General features: G+C 54.8%; 24 protein-coding genes, 1 tRNA gene and 1 riboswitch. Of the genes, 6 read left to right on the forward strand and 19 right to left on the reverse strand.

Going from position 1 to position 22,207, the window contains the following annotated elements:
• Positions 1–8: 8 nt before the first annotated feature.
• On the reverse strand, positions 9–773 hold the full coding sequence (locus tag ACOMDU_RS11935; protein WP_421130517.1) for an ATP-binding protein: 765 nt from the start codon (positions 771–773) through the stop codon (positions 9–11).
• 307 nt (positions 774–1,080) lie between these two features.
• Here ACOMDU_RS11935 and ACOMDU_RS11940 point away from each other — a divergent pair, with 307 nt between their 5' ends.
• The 3 genes from ACOMDU_RS11940 to ACOMDU_RS11950 are packed head-to-tail and all read left to right on the forward strand — an operon-like array spanning position 1,081 to position 2,908.
• A complete protein-coding gene (locus ACOMDU_RS11940; RefSeq protein WP_421130518.1) occupies positions 1,081–2,007 on the forward strand; it encodes a uridine kinase family protein in 927 nt (308 codons plus the stop codon).
• Between the two features lie 23 nt (positions 2,008–2,030).
• Positions 2,031–2,654, forward strand: a complete 624-nt coding sequence (locus ACOMDU_RS11945; RefSeq protein WP_421130519.1) for a cytidylate kinase-like family protein — start codon at positions 2,031–2,033, stop codon at positions 2,652–2,654.
• A 56-nt stretch (positions 2,655–2,710) separates the two neighbouring features.
• Positions 2,711–2,908 carry a ferredoxin-thioredoxin reductase catalytic domain-containing protein gene (locus ACOMDU_RS11950; protein ID WP_022135548.1) on the forward strand — a complete coding sequence of 66 codons (198 nt, stop codon included), beginning with the start codon at positions 2,711–2,713 and terminating at the stop codon, positions 2,906–2,908.
• Between the two features lie 25 nt (positions 2,909–2,933).
• On the opposite strand, the gene ACOMDU_RS11955 is transcribed toward ACOMDU_RS11950, so the two are convergent.
• Both ACOMDU_RS11955 and ACOMDU_RS11960 read right to left on the reverse strand, forming a co-directional pair.
• Positions 2,934–3,383: a signal peptidase II gene (locus tag ACOMDU_RS11955; protein WP_022135547.1), complete on the reverse strand. Its 450-nt coding sequence runs from the start codon at positions 3,381–3,383 to the stop codon at positions 2,934–2,936.
• A gap of 3 nt (positions 3,384–3,386) precedes the next feature.
• Positions 3,387–3,956, reverse strand: a complete 570-nt coding sequence (locus ACOMDU_RS11960; RefSeq protein ID WP_022135546.1) for a rhomboid family intramembrane serine protease — start codon at positions 3,954–3,956, stop codon at positions 3,387–3,389.
• A gap of 80 nt (positions 3,957–4,036) precedes the next feature.
• On the opposite strand from ACOMDU_RS11960, the gene ACOMDU_RS11965 reads away from it, so the two are divergent.
• From ACOMDU_RS11965 to ACOMDU_RS11975, 3 genes are all read left to right on the forward strand, one after another.
• A complete protein-coding gene (locus ACOMDU_RS11965; RefSeq protein WP_421130520.1) occupies positions 4,037–5,110 on the forward strand; it encodes an endonuclease/exonuclease/phosphatase family protein in 1,074 nt (357 codons plus the stop codon).
• Between the two features lie 169 nt (positions 5,111–5,279).
• Positions 5,280–5,373: riboswitch (glycine riboswitch) on the forward strand.
• Between the two features lie 75 nt (positions 5,374–5,448).
• Positions 5,449–6,870 (forward strand): alanine/glycine:cation symporter family protein, encoded by a 1,422-nt coding sequence (locus tag ACOMDU_RS11970; protein ID WP_421130521.1) that lies wholly within the window; start codon positions 5,449–5,451, stop codon positions 6,868–6,870.
• Positions 6,871–7,122: 252 nt separating this feature from the next.
• Positions 7,123–7,198, forward strand: a tRNA-Ala gene (locus ACOMDU_RS11975).
• Between the two features lie 85 nt (positions 7,199–7,283).
• Here ACOMDU_RS11975 and ACOMDU_RS11980 read toward each other — a convergent pair.
• The 16 genes from ACOMDU_RS11980 to ACOMDU_RS12055 all read right to left on the reverse strand — a co-directional run bounded on the left by ACOMDU_RS11980 (position 7,284) and on the right by ACOMDU_RS12055 (position 22,102).
• A complete protein-coding gene (locus ACOMDU_RS11980; RefSeq protein ID WP_421130522.1) occupies positions 7,284–8,150 on the reverse strand; it encodes a DUF2238 domain-containing protein in 867 nt (288 codons plus the stop codon).
• A 177-nt stretch (positions 8,151–8,327) separates the two neighbouring features.
• A complete protein-coding gene (gene upp / locus ACOMDU_RS11985; protein WP_022135542.1) occupies positions 8,328–8,963 on the reverse strand; it encodes a uracil phosphoribosyltransferase in 636 nt (211 codons plus the stop codon).
• A 42-nt stretch (positions 8,964–9,005) separates the two neighbouring features.
• Positions 9,006–9,719 (reverse strand): tRNA (adenosine(37)-N6)-threonylcarbamoyltransferase complex dimerization subunit type 1 TsaB, encoded by a 714-nt coding sequence (gene tsaB, locus ACOMDU_RS11990; RefSeq protein WP_421130523.1) that lies wholly within the window; start codon positions 9,717–9,719, stop codon positions 9,006–9,008.
• A 2-nt stretch (positions 9,720–9,721) separates the two neighbouring features.
• Positions 9,722–10,141, reverse strand: a complete 420-nt coding sequence (tsaE, locus tag ACOMDU_RS11995) for a tRNA (adenosine(37)-N6)-threonylcarbamoyltransferase complex ATPase subunit type 1 TsaE (protein WP_421130524.1) — start codon at positions 10,139–10,141, stop codon at positions 9,722–9,724.
• Between the two features lie 256 nt (positions 10,142–10,397).
• Positions 10,398–11,198 carry a DUF4304 domain-containing protein gene (locus tag ACOMDU_RS12000; RefSeq protein WP_421130525.1) on the reverse strand — a complete coding sequence of 267 codons (801 nt, stop codon included), beginning with the start codon at positions 11,196–11,198 and terminating at the stop codon, positions 10,398–10,400.
• Between the two features lie 200 nt (positions 11,199–11,398).
• On the reverse strand, positions 11,399–13,252 hold the full coding sequence (locus tag ACOMDU_RS12005) for a DUF6788 family protein (RefSeq protein WP_243126159.1): 1,854 nt from the start codon (positions 13,250–13,252) through the stop codon (positions 11,399–11,401).
• A 136-nt stretch (positions 13,253–13,388) separates the two neighbouring features.
• Positions 13,389–14,135 (reverse strand): metallophosphoesterase family protein, encoded by a 747-nt coding sequence (locus ACOMDU_RS12010; protein ID WP_119979931.1) that lies wholly within the window; start codon positions 14,133–14,135, stop codon positions 13,389–13,391.
• Positions 14,132–15,781 (reverse strand): recombinase family protein, encoded by a 1,650-nt coding sequence (locus tag ACOMDU_RS12015; RefSeq protein ID WP_119979930.1) that lies wholly within the window; start codon positions 15,779–15,781, stop codon positions 14,132–14,134. The genes ACOMDU_RS12010 and ACOMDU_RS12015 overlap by 4 nt, the downstream gene beginning before the upstream one ends.
• Positions 15,778–16,620 carry a recombinase family protein gene (locus ACOMDU_RS12020; protein ID WP_119979929.1) on the reverse strand — a complete coding sequence of 281 codons (843 nt, stop codon included), beginning with the start codon at positions 16,618–16,620 and terminating at the stop codon, positions 15,778–15,780. The genes ACOMDU_RS12015 and ACOMDU_RS12020 overlap by 4 nt, the downstream gene beginning before the upstream one ends.
• The gene (locus ACOMDU_RS12025) at positions 16,621–18,210 is read right to left on the reverse strand and encodes a recombinase family protein (RefSeq protein ID WP_119979928.1); all 1,590 of its coding nucleotides are present in this window, start codon (positions 18,208–18,210) and stop codon (positions 16,621–16,623) included.
• 122 nt (positions 18,211–18,332) lie between these two features.
• Positions 18,333–18,488, reverse strand: a complete 156-nt coding sequence (locus tag ACOMDU_RS12030) for a hypothetical protein (protein WP_165860627.1) — start codon at positions 18,486–18,488, stop codon at positions 18,333–18,335.
• Between the two features lie 115 nt (positions 18,489–18,603).
• Positions 18,604–18,984, reverse strand: a complete 381-nt coding sequence (locus ACOMDU_RS12035) for a type II toxin-antitoxin system PemK/MazF family toxin (RefSeq protein ID WP_119980023.1) — start codon at positions 18,982–18,984, stop codon at positions 18,604–18,606.
• 715 nt (positions 18,985–19,699) lie between these two features.
• Entirely contained in the window at positions 19,700–20,140 is a 441-nt protein-coding gene (locus tag ACOMDU_RS12040; protein ID WP_119979927.1) for an RNA polymerase sigma factor, read from the reverse strand.
• Positions 20,141–20,456: 316 nt separating this feature from the next.
• Positions 20,457–20,999, reverse strand: a complete 543-nt coding sequence (locus tag ACOMDU_RS12045) for a hypothetical protein (protein ID WP_119979926.1) — start codon at positions 20,997–20,999, stop codon at positions 20,457–20,459.
• Positions 21,000–21,115: 116 nt separating this feature from the next.
• Entirely contained in the window at positions 21,116–21,709 is a 594-nt protein-coding gene (locus ACOMDU_RS12050; protein WP_119980022.1) for an ImmA/IrrE family metallo-endopeptidase, read from the reverse strand.
• Positions 21,710–21,742: 33 nt separating this feature from the next.
• On the reverse strand, positions 21,743–22,102 hold the full coding sequence (locus tag ACOMDU_RS12055; protein WP_119979925.1) for a helix-turn-helix domain-containing protein: 360 nt from the start codon (positions 22,100–22,102) through the stop codon (positions 21,743–21,745).
• Positions 22,103–22,207: the final 105 nt, after the last annotated feature.

The following is a 22,207-nucleotide window of genomic DNA, read 5'->3' on the forward strand; positions in this document are numbered from 1 at the left end:
TATTTCAATTATAAGATCTCCAGCTTGGTCAGGGCTTCGCGTGCGCCGCGGATGACAGGGGCATCCTCCGGCAGATCAAAAACACTAAGACCCTGGATATCATTGGCGGCGTGCTGTGGGTCGCTGCCGATGGTGGCCAGTATCTCCGTGCCGTTGATATGGATGTAGGGAATCAGCGCCGGGTCCGTGACCCGATTGACGATAGCGCCGCAGCGGTCGTACATCACCAGCTCGTCGGCCACCCGCTTGATGGTGTCGATGACCTGTGTACCCTTGCGGCTGGGATCGGTGATGAGCACCAGATGCGTCACCTTCTCCATCACCCGGCGGTTGATCTGCTCGATGCCGGCCTCACCGTCGATGACCACGTAGTCAAAGTCGTTGGCCAGCAGGTTGATGACCTCCTTCAGATAGGCGTTCACCTTGCAGTAGCAGCCCGCTGTCTCCGGCCGACCGATGGCGAGAAACGAGAACCGCTGCTGCTCCACCATGGTGTCGAAAATGCGGTATCGTGCCTCGCTCAGCAGCTCGATGGCCTCCCGGGGCGCACCGTCCTCCACCGAGGCCACGATGCTCTTGCGGATGTCGTCCAGCGTCTCTTTCACCTCAACGCCCAGCGCGGTGGACAGTCCCACCGCCGGGTCGGCGTCGATGGCCAGAATACGCTTGTCGGGGTACGCCTCGGTCAGCAGCCGCACAAAGGCGGCGGAGATGGAGGTCTTGCCCACGCCGCCCTTACCGGCGACGGCGATGATCTTGGGGGAGTGCTCCAACAAGTCTCACGTCCTTTCGTGTTACCCGCCGCCGTCATTTCTGACCGAAATGGCGGCTATGCCACAGAAGTACGCGGGTTTGTGCAGTATTGTTAAATTCCTAACATCATACTACCACAAATACCGGCAAATTGCAATGAAAGTTTCGGCATTTTGCTGCATTTTTTGGCAGTATTGCGCCACTGGCCGGGGGAAAGGGGCGTGTATATTTTGCGGCGTTTTTACGCCTTTGCCCCTTTGACGCGGCGGCCATACCGTGCTATAATACGGGATAAAGTATTATCCCCCTCTTGAAAGGAGAGGCTTTATGCGTATCATCGATCTGGAGACCATTAACCAGGCCATGAACAACGAGACGCAGTTCGTCCTGCGCTGCGAGGAAGTATTCCACGACAAGGTATCCTCCGCCGCGGCGGCTGTCCTGTCCGCCGGGCGTGAGCGCCGCATCGTGGCGCTGACCGGCCCCTCCGGCAGCGGCAAGACCACCACCGCCATGCGCCTGCGCGACTACCTGGAAAATCTGGGCGTCAAGGTCTGCCTGCTGAGCATGGACAACTTTTTCCTGCCCCTGGACCAGCGTCCGCTGGAGGCTACCGACTGGGAGTCCCCTTACTGCGTCAACGTGGACCTGCTGGTCAGCTGCATCGGCCGCCTGCTGGACGGCGAGCAGGTGGATATTCCCTGGTACGATTTCAAGACTGGCACTACCGGCGGCTATAAGCCCATGCAGGGCGACAAGGAGTGCATTGTCATTGCCGAGGGGATCCATATGCTCAACCCCCTGATTTTCGATAAGATCCGCGGCGCGGCCACCGGCATCTATGTGGCGCCCCGCACCCGTATCCTCACCAATAAGGACCGCGTGGTTCGTCCCGAGCAGCTGCGCGTGGCCCGCCGGCTCATCCGGGACTACAACACCCGGGGCCACTCCCTGCGGGAGACGGTCGAGCGTGCCGAGAGCGTCAACGCCGGCGAGGTCAACTATATCCGGCCCTTTAAGAGCAACGCCGCCATTCACATCGACTCCTTCCACGACTATGAGCCCTGTATCCTGGCCAAGTGCCTGGCCAACATCCCCAATTTCCGGCAGGAACTGACGCCGGAGTATATGCAGGAGCACGACCTCACCGACCTGGTAGAGGTGGTGGAGAGCGTCCCGCCTTTGCACACGCCTTATGTGCCGCTGAATTCCATCGTCCGCGAGTTCGTGGGCGGCAGCAGCTATGAATATTGAGCAATAAGGGAGGTATCCTAACTATGAGCAGAATCATTACCATCAGCCGTGAGTTCGGTTCCGGCGGCCGTGAGCTGGGCAAGCGTCTGGCCAAGGCCCTGGGCATTCCGTGCTACGACCACGAGATCATCGAGATGATCGCCAAGGAAAACGGCTTCAACGAGGACTATGTGGCCAACGTGGGCGAAAAGAGCATCGAAGCCGCCTATCCGCTGACCATCGGGCACCGCTTTGGTATGCAGCCCTTCCAGATCATGGAGCAGCCCATCCGCGTGGCAGTGGCCCAGCGCCAGATCATCGAGAACTTCGCTAAGCAAGGCGACTGCGTCATCGTGGGCCGGGCCGCCGATGTTATCCTCAAGGACTACGACCCGCTGAACATCTTTGTCTATGCGGATAAGGACTCCAAGATCGAGCGCTGCCAGCGCCGTGCCCCGCAGGGTGAGCATCTGACGCCCCGGGAGATCGAGTCTCGTATGAAGCAGATCGACCGCAACCGTGCCCAGCACCACCAGATGTACAGCGACAGCAAGTGGGGCGACAAGGGCTCCTACGACCTGTGTATCAACACCACCAAGCGCTTTGTCAAGGATATCGTTCCGTCCATCGCCAAGTTCTGCGAGGACTGGTTCAATTCCCACGGTTAATACATAAAAGACCCGCGCTGCGGGCCTTTTACCGCAGAGAGGAAGGAGGCTGTTCTGTGAAAGTCCGTCTCAATGACGATCCCGAGATCGTGAAAACCATCCGCGAGGGCCTGAAACGCACCGGCGGCTACTGTCCCTGCCGTCTGGCCCGCACCGAGGAGAACAGGTGTATGTGCAAGGAGTTCAAGGACCAGATCGCCGACCCGAACTTCGAGGGCTACTGCCACTGCCGTTTGTACTACAAGGAGAAATAAAAAACCGGGCCGATGGCCCGGTTTTTTATTTCTTGATAAGCTCCTTCACCAGTCCGGCCACGGTCAGCACCACGCCGCCGATAAGCATGAAGTCCGCCAGGTTCCACACCAGCGCCCGTTTTTTGGCCTTTCGGTGGGGGAATTGCAGATAGTCCGTCACGCTGCCCCGCCGCAGCCGGTCCCATTGGTTGCTGATGCCGCCCAGCAGCACCGACAGAATGCCCAGCTGTGCCGCGAAGGCCCGCTTGCCCAGCTCCGGCAGCAGACACGCTGCCGCCGCCAGCCATACGCCCAGCGGCAGCCAGCGCAGCAGCTTCTCGTGCTTCTGTCCCAGCCCCAGAAAGAACCCCCGGTTCTCCAGATGGGTCAGGCGCACATACCGACGCTCCCATTTCAGCTTCCCCGTCCGGGACAGATATTTCAATATCCGGTCGGCGGCAAACAGCGCCGCCGCAATACCGATGGCTATGTACATCCGTTACCTCCGTCCCCGCCGCACGGTAAAGCCGAACACCAGGCCGCACAGGCCGCCTACGATGTGGGCGATCTGGGAGACGTTGTCCTGCTTGAACAGTCCGTCCATGATCTCGCCGCCCAGGTAGAAGATGACCACCAGGATCAGCGTCACGGGGATCTCGCCCTTCCGCGCCGCCGTAAAGGAGGACAGCACGATCATCATGAACACTACGCCGCTGGCACCCAGCAGCGCCGTGTGGGGAAAGAAGATAAAATTCACCAGGCCGGTGACCAGCGCCGTCAGCGCGATCATCCACACCATGGTGCCGCTGCCGTATTTCTCCTCCAGACCGGGGCCCACCAGCAGCAGGAGCAGCATATTGCCCATGTAGTGGTCATAGCCGGAGTGCCCCAGCACATGGCCGAAAAAGCGTACGTATGTCAGAGGGTCGGCCAGAGAGGACCGGTACACGGAGAAATACTGCGTCGTGGCGGCACCGTTGGTCCAGTTGCCCAGCAGCAGGGCGATCAGGCTCAGCAGGGCAAAGGATAATATCACCGGCGCGTTGAAGCGAATAATGATCTTTTTCAAGCAGGATACCTCTTTTCAAATACGTTTGAAAAGAGTATACTATACATTCAGAAAAAAGTAAACCAAGGAGGGCCTGTGCCGTGAAAAAATGGGTGAAGATCATTCTCTGTGTTCTGCTGGCGTTGTTGCTGCTGGCGGGCGGTTATGTGGCCTATGTGTTTATCGACTATCACCGTATCGGCGACCAGATGCTGACGCCGGTGCAGTCCACCGATGCCGCCCGGTCCGTCGATACGAATACGGCCTATACGGTCGTTTCCTGGAACATCGGTTTCGGCGCTTACGAGGACGACTACGGCTTTTTCATGGACGGCGGCACGGAATCCCGCGCCTGGTCAAAAGAGCGCCTGACGGCCAACATGGACGCTATCGCCGGGTACCTGAAGCAGCAGAACGCCGACTTCTGCCTGCTGCAGGAGGTGGATATCGGCTCCACCCGTACCTACCATGTGGACGAACGCGAGCCGCTGTATGCCGCCCTCTTCAACAAGAGCAGCGTTTTCTGCCAGAATTACGACTCGCCCTATCTTCTGTATCCCCTGACCGCTCCCCACGGAGCCTCCCGGTCCGGCCTGCTGACCTTCTCTCCGGCGAATATCACCGCAGCCGACCGCGTGGAGCTGCCGGTGGAGTCCGGCTTTATGAAGCTTCTGGACCTGGACCGCTGCTACTCTGTCAGCCGTGTCCCCGTCTCCGGCGGCGGTGAGCTGGTGCTCTACGACCTGCACCTCTCTGCCTACACCAGTGACGGTACCATCGCCACGGAGCAGCTGGCGCTGTTGCTGGCGGATATGCAGGCGGAGTACGAAAAGGGCAGCTGGTGCGTGGCCGGCGGCGACTTCAACAAGGACCTGCTGGGGGACTCCTCCGCCTATTTCGGCGCGGCGGAGCAGGAATATTCCTGGGCGCAGCCCATACCGGAGGGCGTGTTCGACAGTTATGACGTGCAGATGGTGGCGCCACTGGACGAGAACGATCCGGTGCCATCCTGCCGCAACGCCGACGGTCCATACCACGACGGCCAGTATGTCCTCACCGTGGATGGCTTCCTGGTCACCCCCAATGTTGCCGTGGACAGTGCCGCTGTTTTGGATACAGGCTTTGCCTACTCCGATCACAACCCGGTACAGATGACGTTTACCCTGCAAAAGTAAGCAAAAGCACCCCGTCACGGGGTGCTTTTTTTCACCGTAAAGCAGGAAGGCGCGCGTCTATTCATAAAAATTTCGAAAAGGGGGTTGCAAAGATGTCCGTTATGTGGTAACATACGTCCATCAATTAGATACAGCCCGATGAACCGCCCGGAATGGAAAGACCGGACGGGGAGGGAACTCTGGAGAATCCCATTCAGTTGGGTGCCGAAGGTGCAAGGCGCGCGAGCGCCGAATCTCTCAGGCAAAAGGACGGAGCAGACGAGTTTTTCGCTTGACCAGACTTCTCCAGAGTTGCCGTTTTCCGGCAGCTCTATTTTTTATGCAAGGAGAGAAATTGTATGTTAGAAAGTGTATTGTTCCCCATCGTATCCAAGATCAACGAGTACCTCAGCAACTATATCCTCATCTTCCTGCTGGTGGGTGTGGGCCTGTGGTACTCTATCAAGACCCGCTTTGTCCAGGTCCGCTGCTTCGGCGAGGGCATGAAAAAGTTTTTCGGTGAGATGAACCTCCGCGGCGGCGCCCAGAAAAGCGGCATGACCTCCTTCCAGGCGCTGGCCACCGCCATCGCCGCCCAGGTGGGCACCGGCAATATCGTGGGTGCCTCCGGCGCCATCCTCACCGGCGGCCCTGGCGCCATCTTCTGGATGTGGATCATCGCCTTCTTCGGCATGGCCACCATCTATGCCGAGGCTACCCTGGCCCAGAAGACCCGTATCGTTGAGCCTGACGGCAATATCAAGGGCGGCCCGGTCTATTACATCACCACCGCGTTCAAGGGCGGATTCGGCAAATTCCTGGCGGGATTCTTCGCTGTCTCCATCATCCTAGCCCTTGGCTTCATGGGCTGCATGGTCCAGTCCAACTCCATCGGCTCCACCATGCAGACGGCCTTCGGCATCCCCTCCTGGATCGTGGGTATCGTCCTGGTCATCATCTGCGCCATCATCTTCCTGGGCGGTGTGCAGCGTCTTGCCGCCGTCACCGAGAAGCTGGTGCCTATTATGGCGGCGATCTTCCTGCTGGGCGGTCTGGTGATCCTCTGCGCCCGCATCAAGTACGTCCCTTCCACCTTCGGCATGATCTTCAAGTATGCCTTCCAGCCCCAGGCCATCATCGGCGGCGGTATCGGCTACGCCCTCAAGACCGCGATCTCCCAGGGCGCCAAGCGCGGCCTCTTCTCCAATGAGGCCGGTATGGGCTCTACGCCCCACGCCCACGCCCAAGCCAATGTGGCCCACGCCCACGATCAGGGTGTCGTGGCCATGATCGGTGTGTTCATCGACACCTTCATCGTCCTGACCCTGAATGCCCTGGTCATTATCTGCACCCTGTACACCGCTGACGGCCCTCTGGCCAACGGCTACTTCGGCGACATCACCGCCACCCTGGGCAAGACCAACCTGGCCCAGACGGCTTTCGGCTCCGTATTCGGCGCCAGCCTGGGCGCCAAGTTCGTGGCCATCTGCCTGCTGTTCTTTGCCTTCTCTACCATCCTCAGCTGGAACCTGTTCGGTAAGATCAACGCCAACTACCTTTTCGGCCGCAAGAACAGCAAGCTCTGCAACGTGATCTACACCGTTATCGCCTTGGTATTCATCTTCCTGGGCACTGTCTCCGGCAGTGACTTCGTCTGGGAAGTCACCGATATGTTTAACAACTTCATCGTCCTGCCCAACGTTATTGCTCTCTTCGCCCTCACCGGCATGGTCATGGCCAGCCTCAACGAGGTCAACAAGGGCAAGCAGCTGAAGGTCTGAATAAGCAGGGGAGAGGCGTAAGCCTCTCCCCGTAATTCTCCCTTTTGCAAACCGCGAAAAAAACAAAAATTAGGGGTTGACATTTTCGAAAATCCCTGCTATATTATACAAGTCGGCAGCGCCGACCACCCGATGTGGGGGTATAGCTCAGCTGGGAGAGCAAGTCACCGGCAAAGCAACCCGCAATCTCATCCTCGCATCTCAAAAGTAAATATCTTGGAAACCCGGTAAAATCAAGGGTTTCGGCTCCATGGGGGTATAGCTCAGCTGGGAGAGCGCTTGAATGGCATTCAAGAGGTCAGCGGTTCGATCCCGCTTATCTCCACCACAAAAAGGAAACCACGACATCCGTCGTGGTTTTCTTTTTGCCTCTATCCGGAAACCCGTCTCAATTTGAGACGGGTTTCGGCAGCTTATTCACTTTCCTCTGTTTCCTCCGGGAGAGCCTCTGTACCCTCCGGCAGTTCCGCTGCGCGCTCCTCCTCGGTAATGGTGGGGATAAACGCCTTCGCCAGCTTGCCCTTGCCGCGCTGCTTGATATAGAAGTACCCTATGGTACTGAACACCACCGCGCCGATGAAGTTCACGAACAGATCCCCCATGGTGTCGTACAGCCCGATGTCCAGGTATCCGCCGAGCCCCAGATCCTGCCCGTTTATCGTCACCGAGGTGATGCCGTCGATGGTCACGGGGATGTTGCTGTTGGTGGGATCCAGCATCACCGAGGTGATGGCGTTCACCACCGTGTCCTTCTGCATATCCATCATGAACAGCCTGTCCATGCCGAACTCGAAGAACTCCCACAGTACGCCCACGGTCATGGAGAAGCAGAACGCCGCCACAGCCACATAGATAGGGGACAGCTGAAACTTGATCTTGCTGTTGCGGTTGAGAATGTCGATGAGCGCGAACCCCGTGGCGGCGCACAGAAATCCCGTGGTGGTGTGCAGCATGGAGTCCCAGTGCGGATAGGTGATGAAGTAGCACTTCAGCTCGCCCAGTATCTCCGATGCGAAAATAAACAGCAGTATGATGATCTCCAGCGTGGACGGCAGCTCAATGCCGAAGTTCTGCTGGATAAAAAACGGCAGGACAAACAGTCCCAGTACCAGCAGGCAGATAAACGCGCTCTCATATTCGCCGCGGATGATGGAGGACACCAGCGTAGCCAGTACGATCAGCCGCAGTACGGTGTATACGGCGAACACGGTGGGCTGCCGCCTGATGACGGCCTTCAGCTGCGGGCCCAGGTGCCGCGGGGCCTTTTTCTTACGTTCCATAGTGTATCCCTTTCTGCGTGTCATTTCCATTTTCCGGTATTATACCGCAAAATACGAAGAAATACAATAAAAATGACAGCGCGGCCGGGCCGAGCCGACCTTCGTCAAGCGTCTCGTGCGCCCAGTAGGATAGAAACAGCGCCCCGCCATCTGGCGGGGCGCTACTGTATGCGTTTGTTACTTTGTGCCGAAAATACGGTCGCCGGCATCGCCCAGACCGGGCACGATGTAGCCGTGCTCATTCAGGTGATCGTCCAGCGCACCGGCGTAGATGTCCACATCCGGGTACAGCTTCTGGATGTGCTCAATGCCCTCCGGGGCCGCCACCAGCACCATCAGCTTGATGTGCTTGCAGCCGCGCTTCTTCATCTCGCCGATGGCCTCCGCGGCGCTGCCGCCGGTGGCCAGCATGGGGTCCACGATCAGCACATCGCGCTCGGCCACGTCCTTGGGCATCTTGCAGAAGTAGGGGTGCGGCTCCAGCGTCTCCTCGTCGCGGTACATACCGATGTGCCCCACACGGGCGGAGGGCACCATCCGCAGCACACCGTCCACCAGACCCAGGCCCGCACGGAGGATAGGCACCACCACGAACTTACGGCCCGCCAGCGTGGGCGCGTCCATCCCGCAGATGGGGGTCTCGATGTGCTTGGTGGTCAGGGGCAGGTCACGGGTGGCCTCATAGGTGATGAGCATACCGATCTCGGATACCAGCTCCCGGAAATCCTTGACGCTGGTGTTCTTGTCCCGCATGATGGTCAGCTTGTGCGCCACCAGGGGATGGTTCATGATGTGGACCTTCTCGCTGTACATGATGTTATCCTCCGTGTATATGAAATTTTAAGGGTATACGTTTTATTCCGCCGTCAGGGACAGCCCCTTGGCCAGCCGTTCGCGCTCCGCCTGGCTCAGCCGCAGATACACCGGCTGCAATTCCTGCGCGGAACACGTCAGCCCCTGCGCGGCAAGATGCTCCGCCGCCAGCGCCACGCCCGCGGCGCTCTGCTGCCGGTGCAGGGGAGAGGCCAGCCGGCACCCGATCCCCGCTTTCTGCAAAAAGTCGTACAGCAGCACCGCGCCGTCGCCCACGATGAGCTTTGGCTCCGGCATGGCGGCCAATTCCTCCGCCACCAGCTCCATAGCCACGGCCCTGTCCGCGCAGAGCCTTGTAACGCAGCCGTTTTCTGTCCGGAACAGTGCGTTGTATATCTGCTGCCGCCGTGCGTCCATAGCGCCCACGACGACGCCCTCGAAGTCTGTGACGCCATAGGCCATTGCCTCCAGCGTGGATACGCCGCAGCAGGGCAGCGCCTTGGCCCACGCCAGCCCCTTGGCCGCCGACACGCCGATGCGTATCCCGGTAAAGCTCCCCGGACCCTGTGCCACGGCGATGATGTCTATATCGTCCATCGTCAGCCCCGCGGTCTTCAGCATCCCGTCCAGCAGCGGCATCAGCGTCACGCTGTGGGTCAGCCCCCGGTCCTGATACGCCTGGGCCAGCAGTGTGCCGTTTTCCGTCACGGCCACGGATACACTCTTGGCGGAGGTCTCCAATGCCAGTATTCTCACTGTCACTCGCCTCCCGTGATGGTGATGATGCGGTCACTCTCGTCTGTACCCCGGGCGATGTCCACCCACAGGGTGTCAGCCGGCATAGCGTCGTCCACGCGCTCGGACCACTCCACGGCGCACACGCCGCCTCGTGTCAGATAGTCCTCCCAGCCGATGTCGAACAGCTCGTCAGAGCTGCCCAGCCGGTACATATCAAAGTGAAACAGCGACGTTGCGCCGTCGTATTCGTTGACAATGGTAAACGTGGGGCTGGTGACCCGTCCGGCGCAGCCCAGACCTCGGGCCAGCCCACGGGTAAAGGCGGTCTTGCCCATGCCCAGTCCGCCGCGGTAGGCCACCACTGTACCGGGGCGCAGCCGCCTGCCCAGCATTTCGCCGATATGCTCTGTCTCCTCCGGACTGTGGGACAAATATTCCATCGGCGCGGCCTCCTTTACCTCAAATCGACTTATTATAGCACACCGCCGCCGAAAAGGAAAGAGCGAAACCACCCAAGTCGAATAAAATGTTCCGCCGCGGGGCGGTCATGTTGGCACAGCAAGAGTGCCGCGCACAAAAAGAAGAGGCACACGTTTGTGTACCTCTTCTTTTTGTGAATGGGCTATAAAAAGATGTTCTTTCAAATTTACGTTATGGTTTTGATCTCTCACATTCTTATTTTCCTTATCGGATCAGCTACTCCTTTATATTGGTTAGTACTATTCCAAGTTGCGTTGCTAAAGTTTCAAGGTAATCGATATGGCAGCGATTCGCACAATAAGTAACAACATATCCGTCTTTGTCTGCTATGATTGTTTCGGTTTTTCCTGTTTTTGTGTTACGGTAGACCATTCTCTCACCCTTATGCAAATAAGTCTCTTTGCCGTTTTCAAGATCCACTTTATATTTGCTAAGTACATTTTGGTAGTATTTGTTAAACAACTCGCTTGCCTTTTCAATATCACCGCTTCTACCATAAATTATTGCTTCTTCAAGAGTGATTAAGTGATTTCCGAGTTGATCAAAGGACGGATAGTTTGCTCGATACAGCAAGATAGATTTGCGGCTATTTAGAACATCAAAAACAGGGATTACATATTTTTTAATTCGCTCAATAATGTCTGCCGCTATCATTTTTGGATTTTTTCGCAAGTCATAAAATGTATCTTCGCCATCTATTAAAGAACCAAGGCGAGTTCGTATATTACACTCGTATTCGTGATAATACTTTTTCATCGGTTCTGAAATTTTAAATTTCTTTTCTGCACATTCAGGAACACGAATACCTATATTGATCCACAGTTTTTCACGAATGCCTTTCTGCGGGCACCCATTCTGGAAATGAATTACTTGCGAAATATCTTCCTCAACAAATCGATGTATCGTTCTGCCGAATTTGTGAAAGCCTAAAGGTTTTAGATATTCGTATACGACCTCTTGAATTGTATCTACGCACTCTGTTGAGGATATCTTTTTTCTCCTTAAGGGATGTAACATTAAATCACTGCCTTTCAGCATATTATAACACGAAACCAAAGGTCGAAAAGCTTTGGGGTACATCCACCGTCATCGGTCTAAGATTATAAATAAAAACACCATTGAACTTGAACTTAAGGGTTCAGATATCAATGGTGTCTTTATATGCAAAGGACGGTTAAAATCGATATTTTTGTTTTTGGTGCAGAAGGTGCCGCAGCTTATAAAACAGGGCCGGTCTGCTCAATGCCAGCTTCCTGTGCTGGGGCAATATTCAACTCAGGCAGATCGTTCAGATAGCGTTCCACATTCCGGTAATGCACTCCATTTTCCAATGCGACATCCTCGCCGCGGTACAGAACATATCGCCCTCGGATCGGGCCAAACCGCTGTTCGGTCTTATCACATTTTTCCTGGTCAAGCAGATGCCGGTATTGTGCCGGGACCTGTTTGCCACTGTGCTTGATCTCGAAAATCTCGCAGCAGTTTTCCTTCTCGTCATAGATCACCATGTCAAACTCGCCAACCGCAAACTGCAGCTTGAACACCCGGTGTTCTCTGTCAGCCGACTTCATGGTTTCCAGCAGGACAATATCCTCCAGCATCCGTCCCCGTACTTCTTCGAGGATCCTGCCCGCAGCCTGGGTCTTCTCCAATTCGCTGAGAGCTGAAAAGGTCTCGTCCTTCATCAGCGAGTGGACAAGAGCCTGTGCCTGACAGTATCGCATCCCCGGCTGGGTAAACAGGATGTGTTCCACAGGTTTTGCTCCTGGGTCAGCGGTTTCAATGGGACAGTTTACGATCAGTTCCAATGCGGAGAGATACTCTTTGATCTCCCGGATATGGGTATCTGTGATACCGATGGACTGTTCCTCTTTGTTGCGGATGTCCAGCAGCTCCATCAGGCGCTGGGTGACCGCTTCCGTATCGATATGATCCAGAATTTCGGTACGCTTTTCGGGGTCACGCTCTTTCCGAAGATTCGAGGCGGTCAGCCGTAGATCGTGAGATTGGAAGTCATCGGTCAGAACCGAGAGCAGGAACCGGTGGTTCATGTCCTCGATAATCCGGTTGATGGCGCTGGTCAGCTCACCGGCCTCATACAGAGAGTACAGGTGGCGGAAATGTCCGCCTGCCTCATAGCAGGCCAGGGAATGCTGAATGTTTTTGCAGATCGCTGTATCGATGTATCGCCGTGTGGACTCATCATCCCGGAAGGAGGCGTCCTGGGCGTTGACATCTTCATCATCAAAAGCAAGCTCACCGGCCCGCAGCGTCCCGCCATAGCGGATATATTCATCAATGCTGTCGATCCCCAGCAGGCGGCTGTATTCCCGGTATGGGATGAAGGTGGTGTGGATGGGCTTTGCCCGGTCGTAGAGCTCCTGATCCATCGCCAGCCAAAAACCGAGGGAGTCCGTACCGGAGAGGATGATCTTCATTCCCATCGCCGCAAACACATCGGAGAAGAGAGCCGCAGAATCGATGAAATCCCGCATCAGAGTGACCTCATCAATGAATACATAGCGGAAGCCCGCATCGAACAGTTTTTTCAGATCCCGGTTCATCATGGCCATGGTATCGCTTCTGCGGGCTTTGATATAGGCCGTGCGGCTGAGATCCTCTTTGCTCATTCGGGCGATGGCCTGCCGGAGCATGGTAGTCTTTCCGGTCCTGCGCAGGCCAAAAACCAGGCAGACCCTGTCGCTTTCATTGCTGTAGAGATAATCCTCCAATTGCCCGAAGCAGTCACGGAGGCCCCAGCCCTTTACGCCCTGCGACATGGCGGCCAATCCTTTACCAACAATTACACTGGTTTCAAAGTCCAACTTTGGCTGGCGCACTTTGGGCATCTTGGCTTGCAGCTCTTTCAGCTGTGCCTGCAATACTTTGCGCTGCTCTATTTGCTCCCGCAGCGGCTCCAGTTCGCCATCCCGCAGATATTGGCTGTGCTTCTTCCCATTTTCTGTCCACTGATGATAGTAGCGCGTCTTTCCGTTGATCGTCTTCTTGGAAATATAGCCGATGGGAAGGGCGGCGATCTGCCGCTCCAGTTCCTGAATCTTTTCTTTCATACCGCACCTCCATTCTGCTAAATTTATTATACCCCATTCCTCTTATATATTCAAGGGGTTATAAGGGGTTATATTGTTGTAAGCAGTGCCGCACAGAGCAATTTCTGTGCGGCACTGTTATGATTTTCTCGTTTACTCAAATTTCTAATCCGGAAATCTGCTCCCACTGGAGGATATATCTGTCATTGATGATCCGGTTGTCGTGGTAATGCCCGAAGAACCAGTATGTAAACTGGCACCGCTGATTGACCGTTTCCAGAAAATCGGTGAGCTGGTCACTTCCATAGGAGGGGTCGATTTTCCGCACGACACTGCTGGGACCGCAGTGGGACAGGATGCAGTCTACCTTCCAGTTTACCTGCTCCAGATTTTTCAGTGCCTCTACATATTCACGGGCATTTGGCATTTCTTCCGCCCACCAGGAGCGTCCTTTGACCCGGAACATTCCTCGCATTCGGCGCAGCAGCCAATACTTTTGTTCGAAGTCGGGGGCCTCCGGATCAAGGACGCCATCCTGAATGTCGTGGGAAGAGGCTCCTCCCATCGTGAACCAGGTAAGACCACCGAAGGTGAAGATCTGGCCCCTCATCAGGTGGAGGATATTTTCCCTCACCTCATGTACTCTGCCGCCGTGCCATTCTTTTTCCGGCAGGGCGTTCAGCAGGTCGAAGTTCTCATGGTTTCCGTCCACGAACAAGGTGGTGAAGGGTTTCTCAGCCAGCCAGTCCAGCCAATGCTGGTCTTTCTGGCCGCCGTCCCACAGCCCTCCAAAATCACCACAGATGATCATGTAGTCATTTCGGCCCATCTGCGTTTGCTGGGGGAAGTATTTGCTTCCGAACCGCTGGAAGCCGCCGTGGGTGTCACCAGTGATATAAATCATGCGGATCTCCTCCTTTGTATGGTTTGGGTGATCTCTGTTCCATCCTTAAAGCAGATGAGCAGGCTATCCTTGTCCAGCACCTTGATGTTGCTGACCAGTTGTCTGACCGTGAGTTCATCGAAATCCGTGAGGGCGCCGCTGGCCTGTTCCAATGCCATATCAAGTTCTGCCAGCCTGCTGTCGAAGGCCGCCGCGCCTCGATGCTCCTTTTCCAGCTCAGCTTTTTGGGCCATGAGCTTGGTTTTGGCCATGTAGACCTGTTGAAGTTCTTCATCATAGTCGGTACAGTCAGCGCCGGCACTGACGATCAGTTGGAACAGCTCCAGCTGGCGTTCCTGCAGGTTCCGGATCTGATGTTCCACGGCAGGTAGGCTCAGCGTCTGTTCTTCTCCGGCCAGGACTGCCGCAATACCGGCTTTTACTGCATCCTTGGCTGCCTGCATCCGGAACAGCTCGTTCATGGCGGAGATGACGGCGTCGTGGATGTCGCCCTCATCCAGAGTAGGAGATTGCTTGCAGATCTTCCTGCCATGTTCCAGCCGGTTCTGACACCGCCAGACGACCCGTTTGGCTCCTTTCTGCGTCCAGATCACCCGGCGGTAAGGGCTGCCGCACTCCCCGCAGACCAGCAGTTCGCTGAGCACATACTTTCCGCAGTATTTCCCAAGCTGCGTCTTCGCCTTGGAGGATGTTTTCTTGAGGCTGGACCGGCGGGCAATCTCCTCCTGTACCTTTTGAAAGGTTTCCCGGTCAATGATGGCCGGGTGACAATCATGGACATAGTATTTGGGCAGCTCGCCGTTGTTCACCCGCTTTTCTCTGGTGAACAGATCCGCAATGTAGGTCTTTTGGAGGAGGGCATCACCAATGTATTTTTCATTGCAGAGCATCTTCTGGACCACACTATCATGCCATACTGTTTTCCCTGTGGCTGTTTTGATCCCATCCGCCATCAGATCGGTTGTGATCTGCCGGACACTGTGTCCCAGCAGGAACCGGGAGAAGATGCGCCGGACAATGGCCGCCTGCTCCGGATCGATCTCCGGCTGGCCATCCGCACCCCAGCGGTAGCCGAGGAAGTTTTTACAGTGGTAATAGACCTTTCCGTCCTTGAAGTTCTTCCGGTGGCCCCACCTTACATTGCCGCTGAGGGATTCGCTTTCCGCCTGGGCCTGGCTCATCATGAAGGTGAGTATCATCTCGTTGTCCATGAATAGGGTGTTCACATTCTCTTTCTCGAAGTAGACGCCCACGCCATGTCGTTTCAGGCGACGGACATAGTTCAGGCCATCCAGCGTGTTTCGGCAGAACCGGGACACCGATTTGGTGATGACCAGGTCGATTTTGCCGCGCTCACAATCACGGATCATCTGGAGAAAAGCCTTTCGCTTTTTAGCCGAGGTACCAGTGATGCCCTCATCCGCATAAAGTCGGACCAGCGTCCAATCTGGATTGGCGTTGATTTTTTCCGTGTAGTATTCGATTTGGGCCTCGTAACTGGAGAGCTGCTCCTTTTTGTCTGTGGATACCCGGCAGTAAGGCGCGATCCGCAGGTGCTTGTTTCGAATATCCCGTTCTGTCATCTGAGGGTCAGCCGGGATCATGGTGACCAGTTTGGGGGTGGAGGCAGTTTGCTGTATGTTCATAAGGCACACTCCTTTTGATCTTTTTGGTGTAGACTGATCTCTCCGCCTTTTCCAATGCGTACCTGGGCTACTGCCGACTCAAAAACTTCCCACAGGGTTTCTTCGCTCTCTGGCTCCAGCTCCAGCTTCTGCCGCAGCAGTTCCAGCTTGTGTGTCGGTGTTGGATCGTTCAGTCCGGCATACCGCTCGGCAGCGGCGGCCATGATCAATGTTTTCATATATTCCGGATTGATGTCGGCCCGGTTAAAGCAGAGGGCCAGTTCATTTTCGATGCGCAAGGCATCTGTTGAAACAGGGGCGGCTTTGGGAAGCTGGATATGCTCAGGAGAATGAGCCAGCACTTTGAGTTTCTGCATCACTCGTTCCAAAATGATGCTGTCATCAAGATACACACTTCCGCCGCACTCTGGATTTTTACATCGCCAGCGTGGGCGGCCATGGGATTTGGTATCCCGTGTCATCTTTTCTCCGCAGAGAGCGCAGACTGCTTTGTTCCGTATGGGGATGATCTCGCTTGGGCATGGAGCGTAGGTATTCTGTTCTCTCCGCCGCAGGCGAACAGCGAGAAATTCCTCATCTGTCACCAGTCGGGGATAGCCGTCCATCCCGAGATACCGCTCGTTCTCCAAAATCCGCTTGACCATATGTTTGTTCCACTGGGCAGTATGTTGATGATAGCGCACACCTTGCCGGGCCATCTCGTCAGCGATCTGACTGTAGGAGCTGCCCAGCAGGTAGTGGGAGAAGATAGACCTTACAAACTTTGCTTCCTCCGGTTGGCAGTTGATCCTGCCGTTCTGAACCTGATAGCCGAAAGGTATTTTTCTTTGCCAAGCCATTTATCGCACCATCCTCTCTATGTTTTCTGACAGTTCCATCCCATTCAGCAGGCGGAATTTCAGCCGTTCCGGGCTGATAATGATGATCCGATCGAGCAGCTCTCCAAAGAGGTCCGAGGGAACCTCATCCAGCCATTCCGGACCATCCTCCAGATACTCCATCATTCGCTCTGTGTCATGGATCTGCCGGTCTTCACCGGCTGCCTCCAGAAGACGGCGGCGCAGCTTCCTGAGTTCCCGCAGTTTATGGTCGATCTCATCCATCTGAGATAAATAGAGAGCAGAATCCACATACCCTTTCGACTTCAGCCGAACAAGGACGAGATTCTGCTCTGAGATACGGGCTATTTCGTTGTCAATATCGCTGATCTTGCGGTTGGAGCGGAGTTCCCGTTCCCGCAGTTCCTGCAGTTGGCTAAGGGCAGGCCGCAGGACGGTTTCCTGACCAAACTTCAGCTTGTGATAGAGCCGCAGGACAGCCGCCGTAATTTCCGGTTCGGGGATCTGCGGGATGGGGCAGTTTGCTCTGTCCCCATCATGGCGGCGGCAGACCCAGTAAGTCTTTCCTCCTGTGATCTTTTTGCGGCAGAGAGACCCGCATTCCCCGCAGTAGATGTGTTTATCATAGAGGCTGCCCTTTTTTGTACAGTGTGCCCTCTGGAACTGCTCCTTGCGGGAGGACATCAGTTCCTGTACTCTCTGGAAATCCGCACAGCTTACGATGGCCGGGTGACTGTGCTCTACAAAGTAGCGGGGCTTCTGGCCAAGGTTTCGAACCTGCCGGAATGGAATCGTATCTGTGGCGCAGCTTTTTTGCCAGATCATATCTCCGGTATAAGTGATATTGGTCAGGATGTAGGCCACCGTACTGGGATGCCACTTCTCACGATTTCGGCCTCGGTCCACCCCGATCTGGTTCAGTTCCCTGGCGATATCATCCTTTCCCTGGCCGCTCAGATAAGCGGAGAAGATGCGGCGGACCACCTCAGCCTCCTCCGGTATGATCTCCAGATCCCGCCCTGCCAGCCGGTAGCCATAGGGGACGGAAGATGGGACAAACAATCCCTTTTCCATCCGCATACGGACACTGAAGCGCATATTACTGGAGTGGTTGGTCGATTCCATCTGGGCGAAAGCTCCATAGATTTGGGCAACCTGCTCCGAGGTCATCTTCCCGGTATCGATGTTCTCCTTCTCAAAGTGGATCGAAATACCCAGCCGGAGCAGTTCTCGCACGAACTGAATGTACTCCTGTGTGTTGCGTGCAAAGCGCGAGATCGATTTGCAGAGGACCCGGTCGATCTTTCCCTCTCGGCAATCGGCCATCATCCGGTTGAAATCATCTCGATTCCTTGCTTCCAGCCCGGAGATACCCTCATCGGCATAGATGTCTACCATCTCCCAGTCCTCTTTACCGGCGATGTGCTTGGAGTAGAAGTCTACCTGGGCGATGTAGGAGTTGACCTGATCTTCGGAGTCACTGCTCACTCTGGCGTAGGCTGCTACCCTCAGCTTTGCTTTTTCGGGGATTCTGGGGTCGATCACCGTGACCTGCGGAACTCTTGCTGTACTTATGTTTGTTTCCGTCATATCTTTTTTGACCTCCTTTCAGCAACACACACTACCACAGTCCTTCCGCAATAGCCATTACCAACACCAACGAAAAAGAAGTGGAAAGACTGGGCAATCAGCTATTCTCGTATAGAGCCTGTTCAGGCGAACAGCAGAGTGGGACGGAGCTTGCGCTCCAGCTCAACGCGGGACTTCTCCGCCTCATCCACTGTCAGCAGGCCCTTTTTGGTGAGCTGCTCCAGCAGCTTCAGCGCGGAAAGAAACACAAGGTTATCTTGAAGTTCTGTCTTAGTCATAAAAGCACCCTCCTGTTATGGAGGGGCCGCCCACCGGAGCCGATGAACGGCCCCGATCGTATGTTTCTTCTTCCTGGTCTATCTTTAAATGGCGGTATCCTGCGTGCGGGTAAAATCAGATGGTATTATAGATTGGGAGAAGCCCAACGCTGACTTCCAGCGCATGGTCAAGCTTGCACATTTGGTCTTCTCCAAGAGAACCAAGCTTATCCCTCAATCTGCTTTTATCGATGGTGCGAAGCTGCTCCAGCAGGATGATAGAGTCGCGGTAAAGACCTGGGACTGGAGCATCCAGGTTCACATGAGTAGGAAGTTTATGCTTACCTTTCCGGCTGGTGATCGCGGCTGCGATCACTGTGGGACTGTGCCGGTTGCCCACATTGTTCTGCAGAATGACCACAGGACGGATTCCGCCCTGCTCGGAGCCAACTACCGGCCGCAGGTCTGCATAGTAGATATCACCCCGGCGGATGTCCTCTTTGCGGTATGTTTCCATCATTTGCACCCCCTGTTTTTCTGGCTTAATACCACAAAAATAGGGACCGCTTCTCTGATAACCAGATCCCTTGCAGGATTGGAATGGTAACTCATACAGCAGTCATTCCGGTCAGTGAAAGGGCTGGCATAGAGCAGAAGCGATCCCCATTGCTTCTGATATTAAGACTTCACATTCGTGTTGTCTTTCTTTGGCGCTCGTATTCGACACTACTTCCCCAAGCGCAGGAGACTGTGCCACTGGCATCAGCTCCATAGGGCGACCATCTGAACCGCGGCTGGCTTCACCGCGTCATGGGACTCTCACCCCCGGCAGGATCTCTGTCGGCCGCCCTCATTGCTTGATCCCCATTTCGGTGGGGGCTGTGACTGGACGGAAGTATCATTGTCCCTGACGGAATCGTTGCGATACAGCTTGCCACAGGCTGTTTTGTGGACGGATGGACCCGCTTGGCACCTTATTTGGCCGTCGTTGATAGATGGTGATCAGCTGATTGACAAAACCGAACAAAAATGTATAGGTGTCTTCGTTTTCAACCCATGCCGCTCATCTACAGGTGGTCTTGGCGCATCCTCCAGCGTCGCTTGCTTTTTTCAAAAGCCCCGTCAGGAAAGTATTCAGACAATCGGATATTTGGTTTTCAAGGAACAAGTGAGAAGCAGTTCCTTCTCGCTTGTATAGGGGAAGATGTCGGCATTTTAATAACCCTCCAATTTCAATTTTCCAAAAGTTTTTTCAATTGCTTGAGGATGCGGACTTTCCGCTTATGGACCGCAGGCTGAGAGATTCCAAGCTCCCCTGCGTAATCCAGTTCGCTTTGGCCCTCAAAAAACAAACCCTGCACCAAAGCTTGATCCGCAGCAGACAACGCTGAAATCGCTTGGTACAGGGCCTCTTTCTTCATTTGTTCAAGGACGATATGTTCCGGAGTGTTGATGGCATCAATAAACTCCCGGAAATTTTCATAGGCGCCATCCTGACCGCCGATCATCCCGCTCATCTGGATCTCATGGTCAAAAAAACTCTGATCATTGTCCTTGATATTCCACCGGGTTCTGCAGTAAGTACGATAGACCTCCTCGGTCACCATGACTTCTTCATATTCCCGAGTGCAGGTGTTAAAAACAATAAGGGTAAACTTCCCGTTGGATTCCATGTGCCTTTCCTCCAAATTTCAAGATTTTGATGGCGAATCAAAATCTTGAAATCAGGGGTACTCGGCAATATAAGCCTCCCAGCCCATGCCGGCCCTCCCAATGCCGGGCAGAAAAATAGCCGGGGACGCATTTCTGCATCCCCGGCTGATCCCTGCCGCCATATTGCGGCAGGAATACAGCGGGCCGGGACACTTTACAGCGTCCCGGCCCTTGTCAGCTGGTCCTATTCATTTTTGCGCATACCTGCCACTGTACTGAGTATAGCAGAGGCAAAGTCGGAAGGGAGTAGGGATTTCGTCGGTTTTTCATCGGGAATCAATCGGGATAAAGTCGGGGCATCTCCAATTCTTCCTGAAGTTCCGGCACAGCATAACCAAAAAGGCAGAGGGACAATAAGAAGATCGCCTCACGCTTCCGGTCATAGAATACGCTTCGCTCCATATTCAACTCATCCAGCAGTTCCTTTTCTGTGCTGTTGAAACGGTGGATAAATTGTTTGGTCAGGATCTCATAGTAAAGTTCCCCCCGGTCAGGGTATCGTTTCAAGCGGAGAAGGGCACGGTCGATCACATCCACCAGCATCCGGTTTTCCATCACGCAGCAGACCCGTTCCTCAAACTCCTGCAGATCCATATCCGGGGCGAAACTCTGTAGATAGATAAGCCCGGTATCAGCGTCTTGAGCACCCAGCTCCCAGGCATACTCATGCAGTTCTTCCATCCGCTCACTGAGGACCCACACCACATCCCGGTAGATTTTCAAAATCAGCTTTACCCGATGATAGGCCAGTTGGCTGTCAAATCCAAGGGTCGCCATCTGTCTTTTGCATTTCTGCACAGTGGCGCTTTCTTTCCTCATGCCATTCTCCTCCTTCCTTGTTCGCTAAGCTGCGAACAAAATGCATACAACAAAGCCTGCGAACAGCGGAGCGGCTGCGCCCCTCTCTCAGGAGGAGGGGCCTTGCCGTACCAAACTTATATGAGATTGCGTGTTTCCAACCGAATACGCATGGCCTGCTTGGAGACTTGGAAGATCCGAGCCATTTCCGCAACCAGATGTTCATGGCTTCTGCCTGCGCGCAAACGGTAAAAACTCCTTTTTATTTGCGGCAAGGGCATGAGGAGAGCAGTAGCCAAGGCGTCAGCCTGCCATTCGACCAGACCATAGCTTTCATCCAAAGATGTTTTTCCTTCATAGGCAGCCACATCGCCTGTGCCAGAATACAGCTTCTGGTGCAGGACCCAGTGCCCCAGTTCGTGGGCGCAGGTGAACCGCAGCCTGCCGAGGAGCCTGTCCACACAAAGCCGCTCCTCCACTAAGATCGTTCCAGCTTTGACGGCGATCAAGCGGTAGCGTTTTTCATCTTGGTCATACAAAATGGCAGCGCCCTCATCGAAAATTGTTTCCCCAAGGATGCTCCCGTTCTTGCGTAGGCAATGATATTCCAGAGTTAGATCAAACTTGGTTTCTATGATAGTTTCAATGGGGACTGCCTGGGGAGGTCCGTCCAACAAAGCGGGATCGTACTCTTGCAGGATCTTCCGTCCAATGGTTTCAATTGCGTCCAATCGATACTTTGGTACAGACAAGAAAATCCCCCCTTAGTTCTGGCGGTTCTGCAACATTTCCATAAATGCTTTCCATTCCTCATCGGTAGCATCTACTTCTTTTGCCACTCTCAATGCTGCGCGGACGATGTCATGTTGGCGGATATAGTCAGGTAGATCGGCCGGAACTGTCTTCCTGGAATCTGCGGCTAAATCCAGCAGTATTTCATGCTCCTGCTTATCCAATTCCAGAAAAGAAGAGATACGCTCTACAAACGCTTCCTCTGGCGCCGGCCGGCGCCCCTGCTCAATATCACACAGGTACCCATTGGAGATACCGAGGTGTTTCGCGGTATCCCGGAGGTTTAATTTGGCCTCTTTGCGCCGTGTGCTGATGAAAGATCCAAAGGTCACTGGTATCCCTCCTTCATAGAGTTTCGCTGGTTTGCGAACATCTTGTTTATATTATAGCCAGTACATCTGTTCGATACAAGGATAAAAAAGGAAACGGAGGTCAGG

This window comes from Vescimonas sanitatis (assembly GCF_049060325.1).
GTDB classification, from domain to species: domain Bacteria; phylum Bacillota; class Clostridia; order Oscillospirales; family Oscillospiraceae; genus Vescimonas; species Vescimonas sanitatis.

Excerpts from the sequence above, each read along its gene's own strand:
- ACOMDU_RS11940 (WP_421130518.1), top strand. The coding sequence starts at position 1,081 with ATGCGTATCATCGATCTGGAGACCATTAACCAGGCCATGAACAACGAG.
- ACOMDU_RS11945 (WP_421130519.1), top strand. The coding sequence starts at position 2,031 with ATGAGCAGAATCATTACCATCAGCCGTGAGTTCGGTTCCGGCGGCCGT.
- ACOMDU_RS11955 (WP_022135547.1), bottom strand. The coding sequence starts at position 3,383 with ATGTACATAGCCATCGGTATTGCGGCGGCGCTGTTTGCCGCCGACCGG.
- ACOMDU_RS11970 (WP_421130521.1), top strand. The coding sequence starts at position 5,449 with ATGTTAGAAAGTGTATTGTTCCCCATCGTATCCAAGATCAACGAGTAC.
- ACOMDU_RS11980 (WP_421130522.1), bottom strand. The coding sequence starts at position 8,150 with ATGGAACGTAAGAAAAAGGCCCCGCGGCACCTGGGCCCGCAGCTGAAG.
- upp (WP_022135542.1), bottom strand. The coding sequence starts at position 8,963 with ATGTACAGCGAGAAGGTCCACATCATGAACCATCCCCTGGTGGCGCAC.
- tsaE (WP_421130524.1), bottom strand. The coding sequence starts at position 10,141 with ATGGAATATTTGTCCCACAGTCCGGAGGAGACAGAGCATATCGGCGAA.
- ACOMDU_RS12000 (WP_421130525.1), bottom strand. The coding sequence starts at position 11,198 with ATGTTACATCCCTTAAGGAGAAAAAAGATATCCTCAACAGAGTGCGTA.
- ACOMDU_RS12005 (WP_243126159.1), bottom strand. The coding sequence starts at position 13,252 with ATGAAAGAAAAGATTCAGGAACTGGAGCGGCAGATCGCCGCCCTTCCC.
- ACOMDU_RS12010 (WP_119979931.1), bottom strand. The coding sequence starts at position 14,135 with ATGATTTATATCACTGGTGACACCCACGGCGGCTTCCAGCGGTTCGGA.
- ACOMDU_RS12015 (WP_119979930.1), bottom strand. The coding sequence starts at position 15,781 with ATGAACATACAGCAAACTGCCTCCACCCCCAAACTGGTCACCATGATC.
- ACOMDU_RS12020 (WP_119979929.1), bottom strand. The coding sequence starts at position 16,620 with ATGGCTTGGCAAAGAAAAATACCTTTCGGCTATCAGGTTCAGAACGGC.
- ACOMDU_RS12025 (WP_119979928.1), bottom strand. The coding sequence starts at position 18,210 with ATGACGGAAACAAACATAAGTACAGCAAGAGTTCCGCAGGTCACGGTG.
- ACOMDU_RS12030 (WP_165860627.1), bottom strand. The coding sequence starts at position 18,488 with ATGACTAAGACAGAACTTCAAGATAACCTTGTGTTTCTTTCCGCGCTG.
- ACOMDU_RS12035 (WP_119980023.1), bottom strand. The coding sequence starts at position 18,984 with ATGGAAACATACCGCAAAGAGGACATCCGCCGGGGTGATATCTACTAT.
- ACOMDU_RS12040 (WP_119979927.1), bottom strand. The coding sequence starts at position 20,140 with ATGGAATCCAACGGGAAGTTTACCCTTATTGTTTTTAACACCTGCACT.
- ACOMDU_RS12045 (WP_119979926.1), bottom strand. The coding sequence starts at position 20,999 with ATGAGGAAAGAAAGCGCCACTGTGCAGAAATGCAAAAGACAGATGGCG.